Annotated in this window: 12 protein-coding genes; 4 read left to right on the plus strand and 8 right to left on the minus strand. The window is 65.9% G+C overall.

The features are described 5' to 3' along the window. Nucleotides 1–4: 4 nt before the first annotated feature. Both lldR and lldP read right to left on the minus strand, forming a co-directional pair. On the minus strand, nucleotides 5–769 hold the full coding sequence (gene lldR / locus D0Y85_RS12335) for a transcriptional regulator LldR (protein ID WP_032975263.1): 765 nt from the start codon (nucleotides 767–769) through the stop codon (nucleotides 5–7). 53 nt (nucleotides 770–822) lie between these two features. Continuing rightward, complete coding sequence (gene lldP / locus D0Y85_RS12340; protein WP_025878506.1) at nucleotides 823–2,481, minus strand: L-lactate permease; 1,659 nt, start codon at nucleotides 2,479–2,481, stop codon at nucleotides 823–825. Nucleotides 2,482–3,203: 722 nt separating this feature from the next. Between lldP and D0Y85_RS12345 the strand changes: the two genes are divergently transcribed. Further along, on the plus strand, nucleotides 3,204–3,698 hold the full coding sequence (locus D0Y85_RS12345) for a hypothetical protein (RefSeq protein WP_117310678.1): 495 nt from the start codon (nucleotides 3,204–3,206) through the stop codon (nucleotides 3,696–3,698). Here D0Y85_RS12345 and D0Y85_RS12350 read toward each other — a convergent pair. Beyond that, nucleotides 3,695–4,144: an MgtC/SapB family protein gene (locus D0Y85_RS12350; RefSeq protein ID WP_032975262.1), complete on the minus strand. Its 450-nt coding sequence runs from the start codon at nucleotides 4,142–4,144 to the stop codon at nucleotides 3,695–3,697. The genes D0Y85_RS12345 and D0Y85_RS12350 overlap by 4 nt on opposite strands. Before the next feature lie 132 nt (nucleotides 4,145–4,276). Continuing rightward, nucleotides 4,277–5,035, minus strand: a complete 759-nt coding sequence (locus D0Y85_RS12355) for an SDR family NAD(P)-dependent oxidoreductase (protein WP_117310679.1) — start codon at nucleotides 5,033–5,035, stop codon at nucleotides 4,277–4,279. A 128-nt stretch (nucleotides 5,036–5,163) separates the two neighbouring features. Between D0Y85_RS12355 and D0Y85_RS12360 the strand changes: the two genes are divergently transcribed. Both D0Y85_RS12360 and D0Y85_RS12365 read left to right on the plus strand, forming a co-directional pair. After that, nucleotides 5,164–5,496, plus strand: a complete 333-nt coding sequence (locus tag D0Y85_RS12360) for a hypothetical protein (RefSeq protein ID WP_162887668.1) — start codon at nucleotides 5,164–5,166, stop codon at nucleotides 5,494–5,496. Nucleotides 5,497–5,587: 91 nt separating this feature from the next. Continuing rightward, nucleotides 5,588–6,541 carry an AraC family transcriptional regulator gene (locus D0Y85_RS12365; RefSeq protein ID WP_117310681.1) on the plus strand — a complete coding sequence of 318 codons (954 nt, stop codon included), beginning with the start codon at nucleotides 5,588–5,590 and terminating at the stop codon, nucleotides 6,539–6,541. 792 nt (nucleotides 6,542–7,333) lie between these two features. On the opposite strand, the gene D0Y85_RS12370 is transcribed toward D0Y85_RS12365, so the two are convergent. The 3 genes from D0Y85_RS12370 to D0Y85_RS12380 form a co-directional block, all read right to left on the minus strand. Further along, entirely contained in the window at nucleotides 7,334–9,244 is a 1,911-nt protein-coding gene (locus tag D0Y85_RS12370) for a CocE/NonD family hydrolase (protein ID WP_117311928.1), read from the minus strand. A gap of 201 nt (nucleotides 9,245–9,445) precedes the next feature. Next, nucleotides 9,446–9,832 carry a DUF4440 domain-containing protein gene (locus D0Y85_RS12375; RefSeq protein ID WP_117310682.1) on the minus strand — a complete coding sequence of 129 codons (387 nt, stop codon included), beginning with the start codon at nucleotides 9,830–9,832 and terminating at the stop codon, nucleotides 9,446–9,448. Next, nucleotides 9,832–11,190 carry an MFS transporter gene (locus D0Y85_RS12380; RefSeq protein ID WP_117310683.1) on the minus strand — a complete coding sequence of 453 codons (1,359 nt, stop codon included), beginning with the start codon at nucleotides 11,188–11,190 and terminating at the stop codon, nucleotides 9,832–9,834. The genes D0Y85_RS12375 and D0Y85_RS12380 overlap by 1 nt, the downstream gene beginning before the upstream one ends. Nucleotides 11,191–11,294: 104 nt before the next feature. Between D0Y85_RS12380 and D0Y85_RS12385 the strand changes: the two genes are divergently transcribed. Further along, complete coding sequence (locus D0Y85_RS12385) at nucleotides 11,295–12,200, plus strand: LysR family transcriptional regulator (RefSeq protein ID WP_117310684.1); 906 nt, start codon at nucleotides 11,295–11,297, stop codon at nucleotides 12,198–12,200. Between the two features lie 147 nt (nucleotides 12,201–12,347). Here D0Y85_RS12385 and D0Y85_RS12390 read toward each other — a convergent pair whose 3' ends face one another. Next, the gene (locus D0Y85_RS12390; protein WP_117310685.1) at nucleotides 12,348–15,143 is read right to left on the minus strand and encodes a glycoside hydrolase family 3 C-terminal domain-containing protein; all 2,796 of its coding nucleotides are present in this window, start codon (nucleotides 15,141–15,143) and stop codon (nucleotides 12,348–12,350) included. Between the last annotated feature and the right edge of the window lie 272 nt (nucleotides 15,144–15,415).

Consider the following 15,415-nt stretch of genomic DNA (forward strand, 5'->3'; position numbering starts at 1 on the left):
GGGGTCAACCGTGTGGGGAAGGTAGACGCGAAGCCCGTGCACGCCGGGCTTCGTTGTCATCGAGGGTGCGAAGCGTGGTGTGCACGAACTCGAGGTGGGCATGCGCGGCGGCGCGCGCACGTTCGGGGTCGCCGGCCAGCACCGCATCCATCATTTCGCGATGCTGGTCGGACAGCGGCGAGAAGGTCCTGGCCGAGGTGTAGAGCTTTTCGCGACTCTGCGAGATATTGGTCTGCAGCAGTTCGAACAGGCCGCGCATCACCTGCAGCAATACCAGGTTGTGCGAGGCCTCGGCGATGGACAGGTGGAAGGCCGCATCGGCCTGCGCCTCACCGGCGGGGTCGTCCTTGCCATGTGCATCCATCATGGTCTGGAACGCCTGGGCGATGCGCGCGCGGTCCTCGTCGGTGGCGCGCAGCGCGGCGTGCCAGGCCGTGGCGCCTTCCAGCGCGTGGCGGATTTCCAGCACATCGAAGCGGTATTCCGGGTCCCCCTGGAACAGCGGCAGGTACGGCACCAGCGGTTCATCCAGCGCCTGCCGCGCACGTGCGGCGGGCTCGCTCACGTAAGTGCCACCGCCTACCCGCGCGGTCAGCAGACCATGGCTGGACAACTGCGCGATGGCCTCGCGCAGCGCGGTGCGCGAGACCCCCAGCTGAACGGCCAGCGTGCGCTCGGCCGGCAGCCTGTCGCCCGGCTGCAACTGCTGTTCCTGCACCAGCGCACGCAGCTGCGCGGCCACCTTGTCCGAAACCCGTTGTGTGCTCATGGCGCCATTGTGGCCCGAAGCACGCCGCTGTTGGTCGGCCTGTACTGCATGGCTCAGGGAATCATCCAGGTCAACCAGTAGGCCTGGGCCAAGGTGATCAGGCCGACCATCGTGGTGAAGATCAGGCTGTGCTTGACGGTGAAGCGGAACAGGTCCGACTCCTTGCCGGCCAGGCCCACCGCCGCGCAGGCAATGGCTATGGACTGCGGCGAGATCATCTTGCCGGTGACACCGCCGGTGGTGTTGGCCGCTACCAGCAGCACGTCGGACACGCCGATCTGCTGCGCGGTGGTCGCCTGCAGCGCCGAGAACAGTGCATTGGACGAGGTATCCGAACCGGTCAGGAACACGCCCAGCCAGCCCAGGAACGGCGAGAAGAACGGGAACGCCTTGCCGGTGTGCGCCAGTGCCAGCGCCAGCGTTGCCGACAGCCCCGAATAGTTGGCGATGAAGGCGAACGCCAGCACCATGCCGATCGAAAAGATCGGCATGCGCAGTTCGCGCACGGTTTCAGCGAAGGTCTGCAGCGCCGAGCGCGCCGGCATGCGCAGGGCGATGATCGCAATGATTGCGGCAAGGATGATCGAGGTACCCGTGGCCGAGAACCAGTCGAACTTGTACACCGCCTCATAGCTCAGCGGCGCATCGACGATCGGCGGCATCTTCTGCACCATCTGGTCCAGGCCCGGCACCGGAATCTTCAGCACCCAGCCTTCAAGCGGGCCACCGGCTGCGAACAGCGACTTGAACGGCTTGATGCTCCACACGGTGACCATCGCAGTGAGGATCAGGAACGGCGACCACGCCTTGGCGATCTGGCCGACGCTGTGGCGCGGCGCCTCCATTGCCTGTGCGGCCGCCTCAGCACTGGTTTCGGTATCGAAGCGGAAGATCCGTACCGGCTTCCAGCGGCGCAGGAACAGGGTCAGGCAGACCAGCGACGCCAGCGAGGCGGTGATGTCCGGCAATTCCGGGCCGATGAAGTTGGAGGTCAGGTACTGGGCGATGGCGAACGAACCGCCTGCCACCAGCACCGCCGGCCAGGTTTCCTTGATGCCGCGCCAGCCGTCCATGATCGCCATGATCCAGAACAGCACGATGACAGTCAGGAACGGCAGCTGGCGGCCGGCCATCTGGCCGATCTCGAAGGCATCCAGGCCGGTCACCTGCCCCGCCACGATGATCGGGATGCCCATCGCGCCGAACGCCACCGGCGCGGTGTTGACGATCAGGCACAGGCCGGCCGCATACAGCGGCTTGAAGCCCAGCCCGACCAGCAGCGCGGCGGTGATCGCCACCGGCGCACCGAACCCGGCTGCACCTTCCAGGAAGGCGCCGAAGGCAAAGCCGACCATCAGCATCTGCAATCGCTGGTCCTCGGTGACCGACAGGATCGAGGCACGGATGATGTCGAACTGGCCGGTCTTGACCGAAACCTTGTACAGGAACACCGCGCCGATGATGATCCAGGCGATCGGCCACAGGCCATAGACGAAGCCGAAGCCGGCCGCGCCCAGCGCCTGCGCCACCGGCATGCGATAGAACAGCAGCGCCACGGCAAGGGCGATGGCCACCGTGATGGTGCCGGCGATCCAACCCTTCATGCGCAGCACGGCCAGCGCGATGAAGAAGAAGGCGATCGGCAGCAGCGCGATCAGGCTCGACAACCACAGATTGCCGGCGGGGTCGTACACGTGTTGCCAGGGCTGCATAGGGCTCTCGACAGGGGGCAGGTTCACCACCGCATCGGGTGGGTCGTAGTGATTGACCTTGCTATTGGTCGTACCATTAACAAAGTGAGCGCGTCACTTGACTGAAATTGAAACGATTATCGTCAAGACGGCCTATTAGACCATAGGGTTACATGAATTATTGGTAGGACCATTTGGTCGATTGAGGTCAAGCTAAAGCGCAATCACTCTGGTTCTCCGCCCAGTGATGGCACACCAATCACAGTCGCGCCCCCCTCAAAGACCTCAATGCGGCGACAGGCAGCTGATTGCATGGCTGCTTTATGCTCGTACGAACCGGATCAACCACGCAGGGTTGGATGCTCTCATCGCCAATCCGCGCACACATCCGTATGAAGGCGATTCCATGTCCTTGCCAGGCTGGAAACAGTTGGGTTCAGCCTTTGTCACTCGGTCAGGTGCCCCGTTGCCGCTTTCTCTGTTGGTGCAGATGACCCGGAAAATCACGAGGAATTGAGCAGTCTGATCTGCTTCTATGTTGAGGTGGGAGTCGCAGATCTTGATGGCGCTCGTACGGATTCTCCAGCTCAGATGCTGGCCCGGGCACTGGCAATTCAGCAGGAAACTGCGCCAATTCAGAGGTAAAAGGCAGAGTTGCGCACATTTGACGCGATTAACCCTTGCGGGCGCAAACGACCCTCGACATTCTTCCTTCGAAATCCCCTACCGGAGTTTCATTCCTGATGGCCATACCTCGCAGAGCCGGTGCCGTGCTTGCCCGGCAACGCGATGCACTGCTGTTCGAGATCATCCGACAGGAGCCGGCAGGCTCACCACTACATCCGTTCGAACTTGGACATTTTCGTTTCACCTACGGGTCTAGCAGGATAGATACGACGGAGTCGCAGCGCTTGGCCCATATGGTCCACCTCTCGCTTCAGGATCTGAGTGATGGCCTTCTTTCTATCGCAGAAGGTGCAAAGGGGTTCCTGATGATGGCCGTTGCGTCATCCTTCGAACTGGACGTACGCCGTCGACGCGATAAGGTGGACCTTTCTGCTGGTTCTTCCTGCGTGGAAGACATCCCGTTGGGGGAGCTGCTCAACACCGTGGCTACAACAACCAGCGAGCATCTGGCGCAACAGTCTTGCCCGGTCCCCGCCCCACCAATCCTGCGGGATCTCGAGCAGAGCATACTAAAGTTAAAATCCGTGGCCCATGCGCGCCGCGCAAGCTAGAGCTTCTTCTCCACCCGCCGTATCAACGCCAGCACCAGCACGCACAGCACGCTGACACCGAGCGCGATCACGTACTTGCCGATGCCCACGGCAATACCGATGGCCGCGGCCATCACCAGCGAACTGGCCGTGGTGAGCCCGCTGACCTGGTCTTCGCGATTGCCGCGCAGGATGGTGCCGGCGGCAACGAAGCCCACGCAGGCCACCACCGCTTCGATCAATCGCACCGGGTCGACCTGCAGCAGATCGCGGTAGCGTTCCTGCTGGAAGTGTTCGGCCACCGAATCACCGAGGCCGACGATCAGCGCAGCGGCACCGGCAATCAGCATGTGCGTGCGCAGGCCGGCAGCGTGCTTGCCCATCTCACGTTCAACGCCCAGCACGCCGCCAAAAACCATGGCGGCGGCCACGCGCAGCAGAATGGACATGTCCTGGGTAAGTTCCATGGGGAGGCTCCGGAAGTTTCCCGGAGCGTTGCCCGGCGGCCGTGGGACGGGGGTGAAGGCGATGGAACGCGCTCTTCACCGGGCGATGCCGCCTTGTTCCATGCAACGGCAGTTGCCGGCCAGCGGCCGGCACTACTGCGCCAGATAACCACCGTCGATGGCGTAGTAGGCACCCGTCGCGAACGAGGCATCGTCGCTGGCCAGCCAGGCGACCAGCGCGGCCACTTCCTGCGGCGTTCCCAAGCGCTTGAGTGCATGCCGGCCCTCCAGGGTGGCACGCACGTTGGCGTCCATCTTTTCCAGCAACGGCGTGTTGATGAAGCCCGGGCCCACCGCATTGATGCGGATGCCATCGGCAGCGTGCTCCCATGCAGCCGTCTGGGTCAGGCCGACCACGCCGTGCTTGGCCGCCGCGTAGGCGGTCGAACCGGCATACCCGACCTGGCCCAGGATGGAGGCCATGTTGATGATGCTTCCGCCGCTGCCCGCCGTGCGCATCGCCTGGATCTGCGCCCGCTGGCACAGGAACACGCTGGTCAGGTTCACATCGACCACGCGCTTCCAGCCATCGATGGGATAGTCGCCGCTGCTTGCCGCTGGCCCGCCGATGCCAGCGTTATTCACTGCAACATGCACGCCGCCCAGTTCCTTCACCGTGCGCTGCACCGCCGCTTCCACCGCCGCCTCGTCGGTGACATCCAACGCGACACCGATGGCCTCGGCACCCTGGTTGCGCAGCGTGGCCACCGTGGCATCCACCGCATCCTGCTTCAGGTCCCACACCGAAATGCGCGCACCCGATGCAGCGAGCGTTTCCGCTACCGCCAGGCCGATACCGGATACACCGCCGGTGACGATCGCGGTTTTTCCGTTGAGTCGGTAATCAATCATCTGTGGTCTCCATCTGTTGGGAAATCGATGCGGACAGAACCGTCCGACCTCACCGACACTACGCCCTTCTTCGTGACGAAAGCGCTGCATGCGTGATACTTGCGCGCATGCCCGCTACCTGAGCTTCCATGCGTACAGCCTGCGTTCCACTTTCTGCCGATGCCGAACGGCGGCTGGATACCGATTCCTGCCTGCCTGGCGATCTGTACGAAGTGATGCTCAGCGATGCCACGGTCGATCTGCTGTTCGACAGCGGCTTCCTCACTACCCTCAATACGCGGTTCGGCCTGCTCTTTGACCACTACGAAGACGAATCGATCACCCGTCCCGAGCAGTTACAGTACGCACGCGCATTGCTGCGCGGTCTTCAACTTGGCCGTAAATGCCAATCGATTGACCCGTTGGATATCGCATTCGGGCTGGCATTGGAGAAAATGACAGGAATCTATTTCCAACTCTGAAAGCGCAGGACCGATCCGCGCTGCAGGTGCACGATGGAACGTGCGGGCACATCGTCGCCGGCACCCATCATCCATGGTTGAGCGCCGAGCGATGTCCCGATATTTCACGTTTGCCGATTACCGCCGTTTTGGCCAGCGACACGGCTATGACTACCGTGCCGATCCAGGCCACCTGCGCGAAGAACAGTGGGCCGGTCACGGCGACCTGCACGAACAGACCCTGCGCGGCGGCATGAGCCTGCTCGCATCGGATGTGCACAACCGCATCGCCTACACCGCCACAGCGCACGAACGGCCCGGCCTGGTCATCCGCGTGATGCTGCAGGGCCAGGTCGACGTGCAGGTTCCCAACCGCAGTGACTTCAGCCTGCGCGCAGGCACCGCCGTGACCACCAGCCACCGCGACCATGTGGCAATGGTCGGCGTCCATCCCGGCAATATGCGCCTGCGTGGCATCAGCCTGATGGTGCCAGCCGATCTGGACCCGGACCTGCTGCGGCAACCGCAATTGCAGCGGGCATTGGGTTCACACATGGAATGCAGGCACTGGGCGATTCCGCACGCGATGCTGCGGCCTCTCGCGCAGCTGTTCGACAGCCCCTGGCAGGACGGCCTGGACGCGCTGTGGCGCGAGGGCATTGCCCTGCAATTGCTGTCCACGGGCCTGCAGGCCGATGATCTGCACGCCGAAGGTGCGCGTGCGCTGCGCAGTGGCCAGCGGGCGCGGCTGGAACGCGTACGGACGTTCCTGCACGACGACCCTGGCCATGCGCACAGCCTGCTGGAACTTGCCCAACTGGCCTGCATGAGCCCCAGCGCACTGCGCCGGCACTTCGTCCAGGCGTATGGCTGCTCGGTGTTCGACTACCTGCACGAACAACGCATGCGACATGCCGAGCAGGGCCTTCGCGAATCCGGCTGGAGCGTGGAACAGGCGGCGGCGGAAACCGGCTATCGGCATCCCAGCAACTTCGCTGCCGCATTCCGCAAGCGCTTCGGGCTGGTGCCCAGCCGCTGGCGCACCGGCCCTTCGAAGGTTGGTTGAAGCGCATCTGCCCGGGCAGGTGTCGACCTTGGTCGACACGCTTTCGCGCCACCGCGTTGCCGGCCAGCGGCCGGCACTACCCCGTCAGTTCTTCAGGCGATCTGTTCCGGTAGGTGTCGACCTTGGTCGACACGCTTTCGCACCACCGCGTTGCCGGCCAGCGACCGGCACTACCGCATCGGTCCTGCAGGCGATCTGTTCCGGTAGCTGTCGACCTTGGTCGACACGCTTTCGCACCATCGCGTTGCCGGCCAGCGGCCGGCACTACCCCATCTGTCCCGGTAGGTGTCGACCTTGGTCGACACGCTTTCGCACCACCGCGTTGCCGGCCAGCGGCCGGCACTACCCCGTCGGTCCTGCAGGCGATCTGTTCCGGTAGCTGTCGACCTTGGTCGACACGCTTTCGCACCATCGCGTTGCCGGCCAGCGGCCGGCACTACCCCGTCGGTCCTGCAGGCGATCTGTCCCGGTAGGTGTCGACCTTGGTCGACACGCTTTCGCACCACCGCGTTGCCGGCCAGCGGCCGGCACTACCCCGTCGGTCCTGCAGGCGATCTGTCCCGGTAGGTGTCGACCTTGGTCGACACGCTTTCGCACCACCGCGTTGCCGGCCAGCGGCCGGCACTACCCCGTCGGTCCTGCAGGCGATCTGTTCCGGTAGGTGTCGACCTTGGTCGACACGCTTTCGCACCACCGCGTTGCCGGCCAGCGGCCGGCACTACCACACCCGGCGCTACCGACATCGCGCGACCGGGGTAGCGCCGGGCCGTGCCCGGCGTCATCCCCTCCGTCTCAGTACACCGGCAGTTCGATGTAACTGGCCTGCGCGGCGCTGTGCCATACCCGCTGCGTGGCCTTCTGGTAGTCACCCGGCTTGGCCAGGTAGATGTTCGGCACGTAGGTCTGTGGGTTGCGGTCGTACAGCGGGAACAGGCTGGACTGCACCTGCACCATCACCCGGTGGCCCTTCTGGAAGGTGTGGTTGGCATTGGGCAGGTCGAAACGGTACGGCAGCACCTGGTTGGCCGCCAGCGCCTTGGGGTCGCTGAAGCTCTCGCGGTAGCGGCCACGGAAGATCGCCAGCGACACCGGCAGCTCATAGCCGCCCATCTCCGGTGTCGATGCTTCCTGGTCGGGATACACGTCGATCAGCTTCACTACCCAGTCGCTGTCGGTGCCACTGGTGGACGCCTGCAGGTTCACCACCGGCGTCCCTCCGATGCGCAGCGGTGCGGTCAACGGCTCAGTGATGAAGGTCAGCACGTCGGGGCGGCCATCGACGAAGCGCTGATCCTTGACCAGCCAGGTGGTCCACATGTCGCGGTCGCCAAAGCGCACCGGACGCGGTACGAATGGCACCGGCTTGGACGGATCGGACACGTATTCCTCGAAGTCGCCCTCGCCTGCCGCCGGCGCCTGGAACGCCAGCTTGCCTCCGGCACGCAGGTACAGCGGCTTGCTGTTTGCCGCGCACGCCTTCTCGCAGCTGCGCGGCCAGCCCTGCAGGCGGTCCCAGTGGTTTTCACCGGTGTTGTAGACCAGCACTGGTGGCGTATCGGCCTTCGGCGCGCCATCCACCAGGTACTGGTCGAAAAACGGCTTGAGCACGTCGCGACGGAACTGCAGCGCGGTATCGCCATCGAATTTCAGCGCCCCAAGCTGGCTGCCGTCATAGTTCACCTGGCTGTGCCGCCACGGGCCCATCACCAGGTAGTTGTGGGTGTTGCCGGTATCGCGCCCTTCCATCGCCTGGTAGGCGTGGTTGGCACCCCACATGTCTTCCTGGTCCCACAGGCCCTGCAGCCACATGGTCGGCACCTTCAGCGGCGTCTTCGCCATCACCGCATCCAGCGCCTGGCCCCGCCAGAACGCATCGTAAGCGGGGTGCTGTACCAGCTTTTTCCACCAGGTCAGCTGGTCCACGCCGGTGAAGCGGGCGTAGTCACCGGCCGAGCCGATGCGCAGGAAAGTGCTGTAATCGTCGTAGCCCAGCGACGGCAGCGGCGTGCCCTTGCCCCGCTTCTCGGTCTGCATCGCGAAGTAGTTGAAATTGACCTGGCGGAAGGCGCCGTAGTTGAGCCAGTCGTCACCCATCCAGCCATCGACCATCGGGCTCTGCGGCGCGGCCACCTTCAGTGCAGGGTGCGGATCGGTCAGCGCCATCACCACGGTGAAGCCTTCGTACGACGAGCCGAGCATGCCGACCTTGCCGTTGGTCTCCGGCACATGCTTGACCAGCCAATCGATGGTGTCCCACGCATCGGTGGAATGATCGACCTTGGTACCGTTCAGTGGCCCACGCAGCGGCCGGGTCATCACGTAATCGCCTTCGGAGCCGTACTTGCCACGGATGTCCTGGAACACGCGGATGTAGCCGCCATCGACGAACACTTCATCGCCCTGCGGCAGCAGATCGCGCATACGCGGCGAATCGCTGCGGCTGGCGCGGCCGGCGGCGTCGTACGGTGTGCGGGTCAGCAGGATCGGTGCATTGCGGGCGCCCTTGGGCACCACGATCACCGTGTACAGCTTGGTGCCATCACGCATCGGCACCATCACCACGCGCTTGTCATAGTCGCGGCCCACATCGGGGGCGACGAAGGGTTTTCCGCTGATGTCCGGGGTCATCGGCGGCGTGTCGGCGGCCAGCACGGCGCTGGACAGGCTCAGGGCTACGGCAACAGCAACGGCACGCACACGCATGGACATCACCTCCCGGCAGGAAAGGCCCCAGCCTACTCCCACAGCCCCCGGCAAAGCGTGTGCCGGCTTTGCATTCTGCGGCGTTTACAGGCAGGACTGATGGCACATGTGCGGTCTGCTGGCGCTGCGCTCGCCGGGCATGGCCCGGCGCTACCGTGGTTGGCCGTGAACGGGTAGCGCCGGGCCATGCGCGCGGATCCATCACGCCACCGGCACTTCATGCAGGGCCAGCCAGCGCCAGTGCCCTCCTTCCTGCCGCAGCACTGCCAGCGATTCCCGCCACGCGGTTTCTCCCGCACCCACGGCATGTCCCTCGCGATAACGCAGCACCGCCAGCGGCGACGACGCTTCCACCGCCTGCACGGCCTCGATGGCGATCCGCAGTCCCGGCCGGGCGCCGTGTCCGCCCACGAACAGCGCCTGCACGGCGGCGCGGTCCAACCTGCGACCGGAGATGCCGACCATGCTGAAGTCCGCGCAGAAATGTTCCATCAGATCAGCCAGTGCATCGGCCTCGATCTCTGCGCGGAACCAGGCCTGCAGCGTGTCGTGCAGCAGGTGGATTTCGTGTTCGGCGGTCATGTCCATCAAGCAGTCTCCGGAGTGGAAAGGGAATGCAGCTGCGACCGGCGCAGCAGCGCCAGCGGCAACAGGGTGAGTACGGCCGCCAGGCCCAGCGCCACGCCGGTGGCATGCGCCGGCCACCACTGCATGGCCAAGGCCAGCAGCAGAGCAATGGCGGCGGTGCCCAGGCAGAAGCTGAGCTGGCGGTTGAGGTTCCACAGTGCACTGGCATCGCCCAGCGCCTCGGCGTCCACACCATTGAACGGCAGCGTCTGCGCGGTGCTGCTGCACAGGCTGCCGCCAGCGCCCATCAGGGCGAACAGCATGGCGGCCAGCGCGAAGGGGGGCTGCGATTGCAGCGCCATCAGCAGCAGACCGCTGGCCTGCAGGACCATGCCCAGCCGCAGCACCGCGCCCGGCCCGAAGCGCGCCAGCAATCGCCGGCTGCCGGTGATTGCCAGTGCCGAGGCCAGCGCCCACGGCAACATCAAGGCGCCGATCTGCGCGGCGCTGTAACCGGCGTGGTTCAACTGCAGGGTACTGGCCAGCTGGCTGCCGATGAACACACCCGGCACCGCCAGATAGACCAGCATCGCCATGCGCAGGCCTCGATGGGACAGCAGCGACCAGCGCAGCAGCGGCTGCGGCTGCCGGCGTGCATTACGCAGGTGGGCGACGGCCAGCACTGCTGCCAGCAGCAGCAACCCTGCGCCGGCGAAGCGATGGCCGGGCTCACCCAGCCACGTCAATGCCAGCAGCAGCGCGCCCAGCGCAGACATCGCGGTGGCCAGTGCATAGCCCTGAAGGCGTGGCGCACTGCGCAGGCCATCGGCCGGCATCCACGCCAGCACAAGGGCGATCGCCAGCACTGCCAGCGGCAGGCTGGCCCACAGCACGCCGCGCCAGGACAGCCACTGCACCAGCAGGCCGCCAAGAGCCGGTGCAAGTGCCGGCACCAGCAACGCCACCAGCAGGATGCGCCGGGTCAGCGCACCGCGTTGCTCAGGCGTGCACTGCCGGTACGCCGCCGCCTGCGCCACCGGAATCAGCAGCCCGCCAGCCAACCCCTGCAGCAGCCGCCAGCCCAGCAGCCAGCCGATGGACGACGCGGCGCCGGCCAGGCCCGCAGCCACTGCGAACAGCAACAAGGCAGCCAGCAGCAGGCGACGCTCGCCGCAGCGCGCGGCCAGCCACGGGGCCAGCGGAATCACCACGCTCAGGCCCAGCATGTAGGCCGTGCCCACCCAGGCCAGCGTGCCGATGTCCGCATGCAGCTCGGCCGCCAGCGCCGGGTAGGCCACGGTGGCGATGAACATGTTGACCAGGTCCAGGGCGAATACCAGCAGGAAGATCGCCTCATGGCGCAGGCGTGGGGAAGGCATCAGCAGGCTCCAGCAGCGAAGGCGACAGCATCGCGGACCAGCGTTGTTGGAAAAACACGACGGCAGCTGCAACACTGTCAAACCTGTTTTGACAATCAGCCACCATGGTCAGCCTCGATCGCTTCGATATCTTCCGTGCCGTGGTCGAGGCCGGCAGCCTGACCGCCGCCGCCGAGCGCCTGGGCCTGAGCCGGGCCGTGGTCAGCTTCAACCTGAAGCGGCTGGAGCAGGAGCTGGGGGTAACCCTGCTGCTGCGCAGTACCCGCCACCTGGCGCTGACCGAGGCCGGCGAACAGTTCCTGCAGCACTGCGTGCAGGCACTGGATGCCGCGCAGGCCGCCATCGATGCCGCGCGCCGCGACCAGCACCAGCTGCAGGGCGTACTGCGCCTGACCACCACCCCGGAGTACGCGCAGCTGCGGCTGATTCCAGCACTGGAAGCCTTCCGCGCGCAGCATCCAGCGCTGGTGCTGCATCTATCGACCTCGCCGGCACCGGCCGACCTGATTCCCGAGCGCTTCGACCTGGCGATCCGCCTCGGCCGCCTGCCCGATTCGCAACTGCATGCCACCGAGCTGGAACGTCACCCGTTGTGCGCGGTCGCCGCTCCGGCACTGCTGGCGCGCCTGGGGTCCGCCGAGGCGGTGGATGATCCGGTACTGCTGGGCACCCTGCCTCGCCTCGGCTATCCGCGCCTGGCCGATGTGCCAGTGGTCGCGCCGGATGGCAGCGATGCATTGTTCGCCACCAACCCTGGCAACGCGGTGATACGCGTGGATGGGGCCAGCAGCCTGCGCGCGTTCGCCGTGGCCGGTGCAGGAGTGACCGTGCTGCCACGCTGGCTGATCGAGGAAGATCTCGCCCACGACCGCCTGCGGCCGGTGCTGCGCCAGCATCGTTTCCCGCAGCAGAGCGTGTACGCGGTGTACCCGCACAGCAGCCAGCCCTCGCCGAAGGTGCGGCAGCTGATCGATTTCCTGCGCGGGTGGTTTGGTGACGACGCCAGCTGAATCCTTCGCCCGCCGGGCATGGCCCGGCGCTACCGGGATGCCCGTAATCGGGTGGCGCCGGGCCATGCCCGGCCAGCGCAGCGGCACCCCGTAAACAGACACGGCCCCTTGCGGGGCCGTGTCTTCAACCATCAGTACCGCAGCGGATCAGCGCAGCACCTGCTCCACCAGCTGCACGTCCACCGTCTGCAGCGGCTCGGCGGCGTTGCGCGACAACTGCACCTGGTAGGTGCCGCCGGCGATCTTCCACTGGCGTGCCTGCGCATCGTAATGGGCCAGGGTCTTCGGCTCGGCTTCGATGCGGATGCGGCGCTGTTCGCCCGGCTGCAGCTCGACCTTGTCGTAGCCGATCAGGCGGATCGGCGTGGCGCTGTCGGCCGGCAGCTTCAGGTACAGCTGGGCGACGTCGGCACCGGCACGCTTGCCGGTGTTGCGGATGTCGACGCTGGCAACCAGGCGCGAACCCTCCACGCTCACCTTCAGGTTTTCATAGGCGAACGAGGTGTAGGACAGGCCGTGGCCGAAGGCGAAGGTCGGGGTCAGGCCCTTGGCCGCCATCCACTTGTAGCCGACGTTGGCGCCTTCGATATCGAAATCGAACACATCGCCGAACGGCTTGGCCGGCTTGAAGCCAAGGCCATCGATGTGCGGGCGCGGCAACTGCGATTCGTCCACCACCCAGGTCACCGGCAGGCGGCCGGACGGATTGGCCTGGCCGGTCAGCAGTGCGGCAATGCCTTCACCGCCACGGATACCCGGGTACCAGGCCTGCAGCACCGCCGGCACCTGCGCCAGCCACGGCGTACGCACCGGGCCGTTGGTTTCCAGCACCAGCACGGTCTTCGGGTTGGCCTTGGCCACCGCCGAAATCAACGCATCCTGGTTGTCCGGCAGCTGCATGTCCGGCAGGTCCACCGATTCGGCCGCCCACTGGGTGGCGAACACGATGGCCACATCCGCCTGTGCAGCAGCCTTGGCCGCAGCGGCGGCATTGGTGCCGTCCACATAGGTGATGGTGGCGTCCGGACGCGCGGCACGCAGCGATTCCAACGGCGAGGACGGATGGAAGATCACCGGGCCCGGCCAGGTGGTCGGCAGCACGCCCGGCACCGCGTTGGTGCCCTTGGCCGTGACGCCCACCATCGACGAACCACCGCCACCGATCACGCCCTTGTCGGCATGGCCACCGATGATGACGATGCGCTTGGCGCTGTCGGCCAGCGGCAGCAGGCTGCCTTCATTGCGCAGCAGCACGCTGCCTTCTTCCACCGTGCGCTGGGCCACGGCGAAACCGGCTTCAGCGTCGACCTTCTGGTGCTGCGGCGGGTTGTCGAAGTTGCCGTGCAGGAACATCGTGCGCAGGATGCGCGCGACCATGTCGTTCAGGCGCGCCTGCGGTACCACGCCGCCGTGCACGGCCAGGCGCAGCGGCTCATCGAAGAACACCGCCGCATCGAACACTTCACCGGCGGACTGCTGGTCCAGGCCGGCCAGCGCCGCCTTCGAACCGCTGTGCACGCCGCCCCAGTCGGACATCACGAAACCGGGGAATTTCCACTCCTGCTTCAGCACCTGGTTCATCAGGTAGCCGTTTTCGCAGCCGTAGGTACCGTTGATCTTGTTGTACGAGCACATCGCCACGCCCGGGCGGCCAGCTTCCAGCGCGATCTCGAACGCCAGCAGATCCGACTCGTGCATGGCCTGCTCGCCAATGCGCACGTCGTGGAAGTTGCGGCGGGTCTCCATGTCGTTCAGCGCGAAGTGCTTCATCGAGGAGATCACGTGCTGGCTCTGCACGCCCTGGATCACTGCGCCGACCATCGAACCGGCCAGCAGCGGGTCTTCACCGGCGTATTCGAAGTTGCGGCCGTTACGCGGGTCACGCTGCAGGTTGACGCTGCCGGACAGCAGGATGTTGAAGCGCTGCTGCCAGGCTTCGCGGCCCATCGTCGCGCCACCGGCAAAGGCAACACCGCGGTTCCAGGTGGACGCCGTGGACGGGCCCGACGGCATGGCGGTGGCGAAATCACCCGGGCGGATGCCACCGGGATTGGTCACGCCCACGCCGGCGTCGGCCGACTGCTGCGACGGAATGCCCAAGCGGGCTACGCCCGGCACGAAACCGGCCGAACCCACTGCACCTTCCGGCAGCTTGCCACCGTCCTTGCCCAGCCCGAAGTAGCTGTGCAGCATCTGGAACTTCTCGTCCTCGGTCATCGCCTTCAGCAGCAGCGCAGCGCGCGCATCGGCGGTGAGCGTGGTATCCATCCACGGCTGCTCGCCGCCCTTGTCAGCCGCATAGGCCAGGGTCAGCAGGGTTGCACGCAGCGCGCTGCCTTCAACCTTGAACGGCGCACTGCTGGCGGCCTGGAAGCCATCGCTGAAATAGCTGGCATCGGCCTCCAGGGCCACGCGTGCCGGATCGAAGCCGGCCGCTTTGGCCGATTCACCGGCCACCGCGCCGAGCAGCACCGCCGGCGCGCCCAGTCGCGAACGCGACACCAGTGCCGGCAACTGCGAAGCACCGGCGCCAGCGTCGGTGTACACCGCCACTGCATGGCGGCCGTCATCCAGGCGCAGGTAGTTCAGGCCCGGCTGGTCGGGGCCGGATTCGGCGGCGATCGGCAGCCGGGTCAACACGGCCTGGCCGTGCTGGGTCTGGCCGTCATCCTTGCCGGCGGCGATGAAGCGGTACTGGTAGCCCAGGCCATCGGCCAGCAGCTGCAGCGGATCGACCTGGCCGATGCCGCGCTGTACCTGGCGAACGCTGACCGCATCCACCTGCAGGGTCTTCAACTGGGCAGCCAGGGCCGGCATCGCGTCCGCGGTCGGCGCCTGTTCCAGCGTCAGCACGGTGAAGGCGGCGGAGTCGGCCCAGGCCGGGGTGGCCAGTGCGGCAGACAGGGCCAGGGACAGGGCGAGCGGCTTTGTAAACGTTTTCATCGGCGGGCGTAATTCCGTTGCCAAGGCAATCGGTCCAGGGAAAGTGCCGCCGAAGGGTGCAGCGTCATGCCGCGCATGCGTTGCCGGGCAACGCCTTGCAGGCCAGAGGACGGGCCGGTCTGCGCGCGGGACCCTCCTCCCGTGCGTGACAACCTGCCTGTCCGGGCCGCGCAGGGCGACCCATCATGTGAAGAGTGTGCGAGGGCGTTCATCGCTGTCAACAGGACCTAAGTCACAGGCGCGTTGTGCGGACTGGTTATCAGCCCATCACC

It is taken from the genome of Stenotrophomonas sp. G4 (genome assembly GCF_003428825.1).
GTDB classification, from domain to species: domain Bacteria; phylum Pseudomonadota; class Gammaproteobacteria; order Xanthomonadales; family Xanthomonadaceae; genus Stenotrophomonas; species Stenotrophomonas indicatrix.

What these genes read in the sequence shown, in the direction of transcription:
- D0Y85_RS12350 (WP_032975262.1), bottom strand. Translation starts at nt 4,144, where the DNA reads ATGGAACTTACCCAGGACATGTCCATTCTGCTGCGCGTGGCCGCCGCC.
- D0Y85_RS12345 (WP_117310678.1), top strand. Translation starts at nt 3,204, where the DNA reads ATGGCCATACCTCGCAGAGCCGGTGCCGTGCTTGCCCGGCAACGCGAT.
- lldR (WP_032975263.1), bottom strand. Translation starts at nt 769, where the DNA reads ATGAGCACACAACGGGTTTCGGACAAGGTGGCCGCGCAGCTGCGTGCG.
- D0Y85_RS12375 (WP_117310682.1), bottom strand. Translation starts at nt 9,832, where the DNA reads ATGGACATGACCGCCGAACACGAAATCCACCTGCTGCACGACACGCTG.
- D0Y85_RS12390 (WP_117310685.1), bottom strand. Translation starts at nt 15,143, where the DNA reads ATGAAAACGTTTACAAAGCCGCTCGCCCTGTCCCTGGCCCTGTCTGCC.
- D0Y85_RS12380 (WP_117310683.1), bottom strand. Translation starts at nt 11,190, where the DNA reads ATGCCTTCCCCACGCCTGCGCCATGAGGCGATCTTCCTGCTGGTATTC.
- D0Y85_RS12365 (WP_117310681.1), top strand. Translation starts at nt 5,588, where the DNA reads ATGTCCCGATATTTCACGTTTGCCGATTACCGCCGTTTTGGCCAGCGA.
- D0Y85_RS12355 (WP_117310679.1), bottom strand. Translation starts at nt 5,035, where the DNA reads ATGATTGATTACCGACTCAACGGAAAAACCGCGATCGTCACCGGCGGT.
- D0Y85_RS12370 (WP_117311928.1), bottom strand. Translation starts at nt 9,244, where the DNA reads ATGCGTGTGCGTGCCGTTGCTGTTGCCGTAGCCCTGAGCCTGTCCAGC.
- D0Y85_RS12360 (WP_162887668.1), top strand. Translation starts at nt 5,164, where the DNA reads ATGCGTACAGCCTGCGTTCCACTTTCTGCCGATGCCGAACGGCGGCTG.
- D0Y85_RS12385 (WP_117310684.1), top strand. Translation starts at nt 11,295, where the DNA reads ATGGTCAGCCTCGATCGCTTCGATATCTTCCGTGCCGTGGTCGAGGCC.
- lldP (WP_025878506.1), bottom strand. Translation starts at nt 2,481, where the DNA reads ATGCAGCCCTGGCAACACGTGTACGACCCCGCCGGCAATCTGTGGTTG.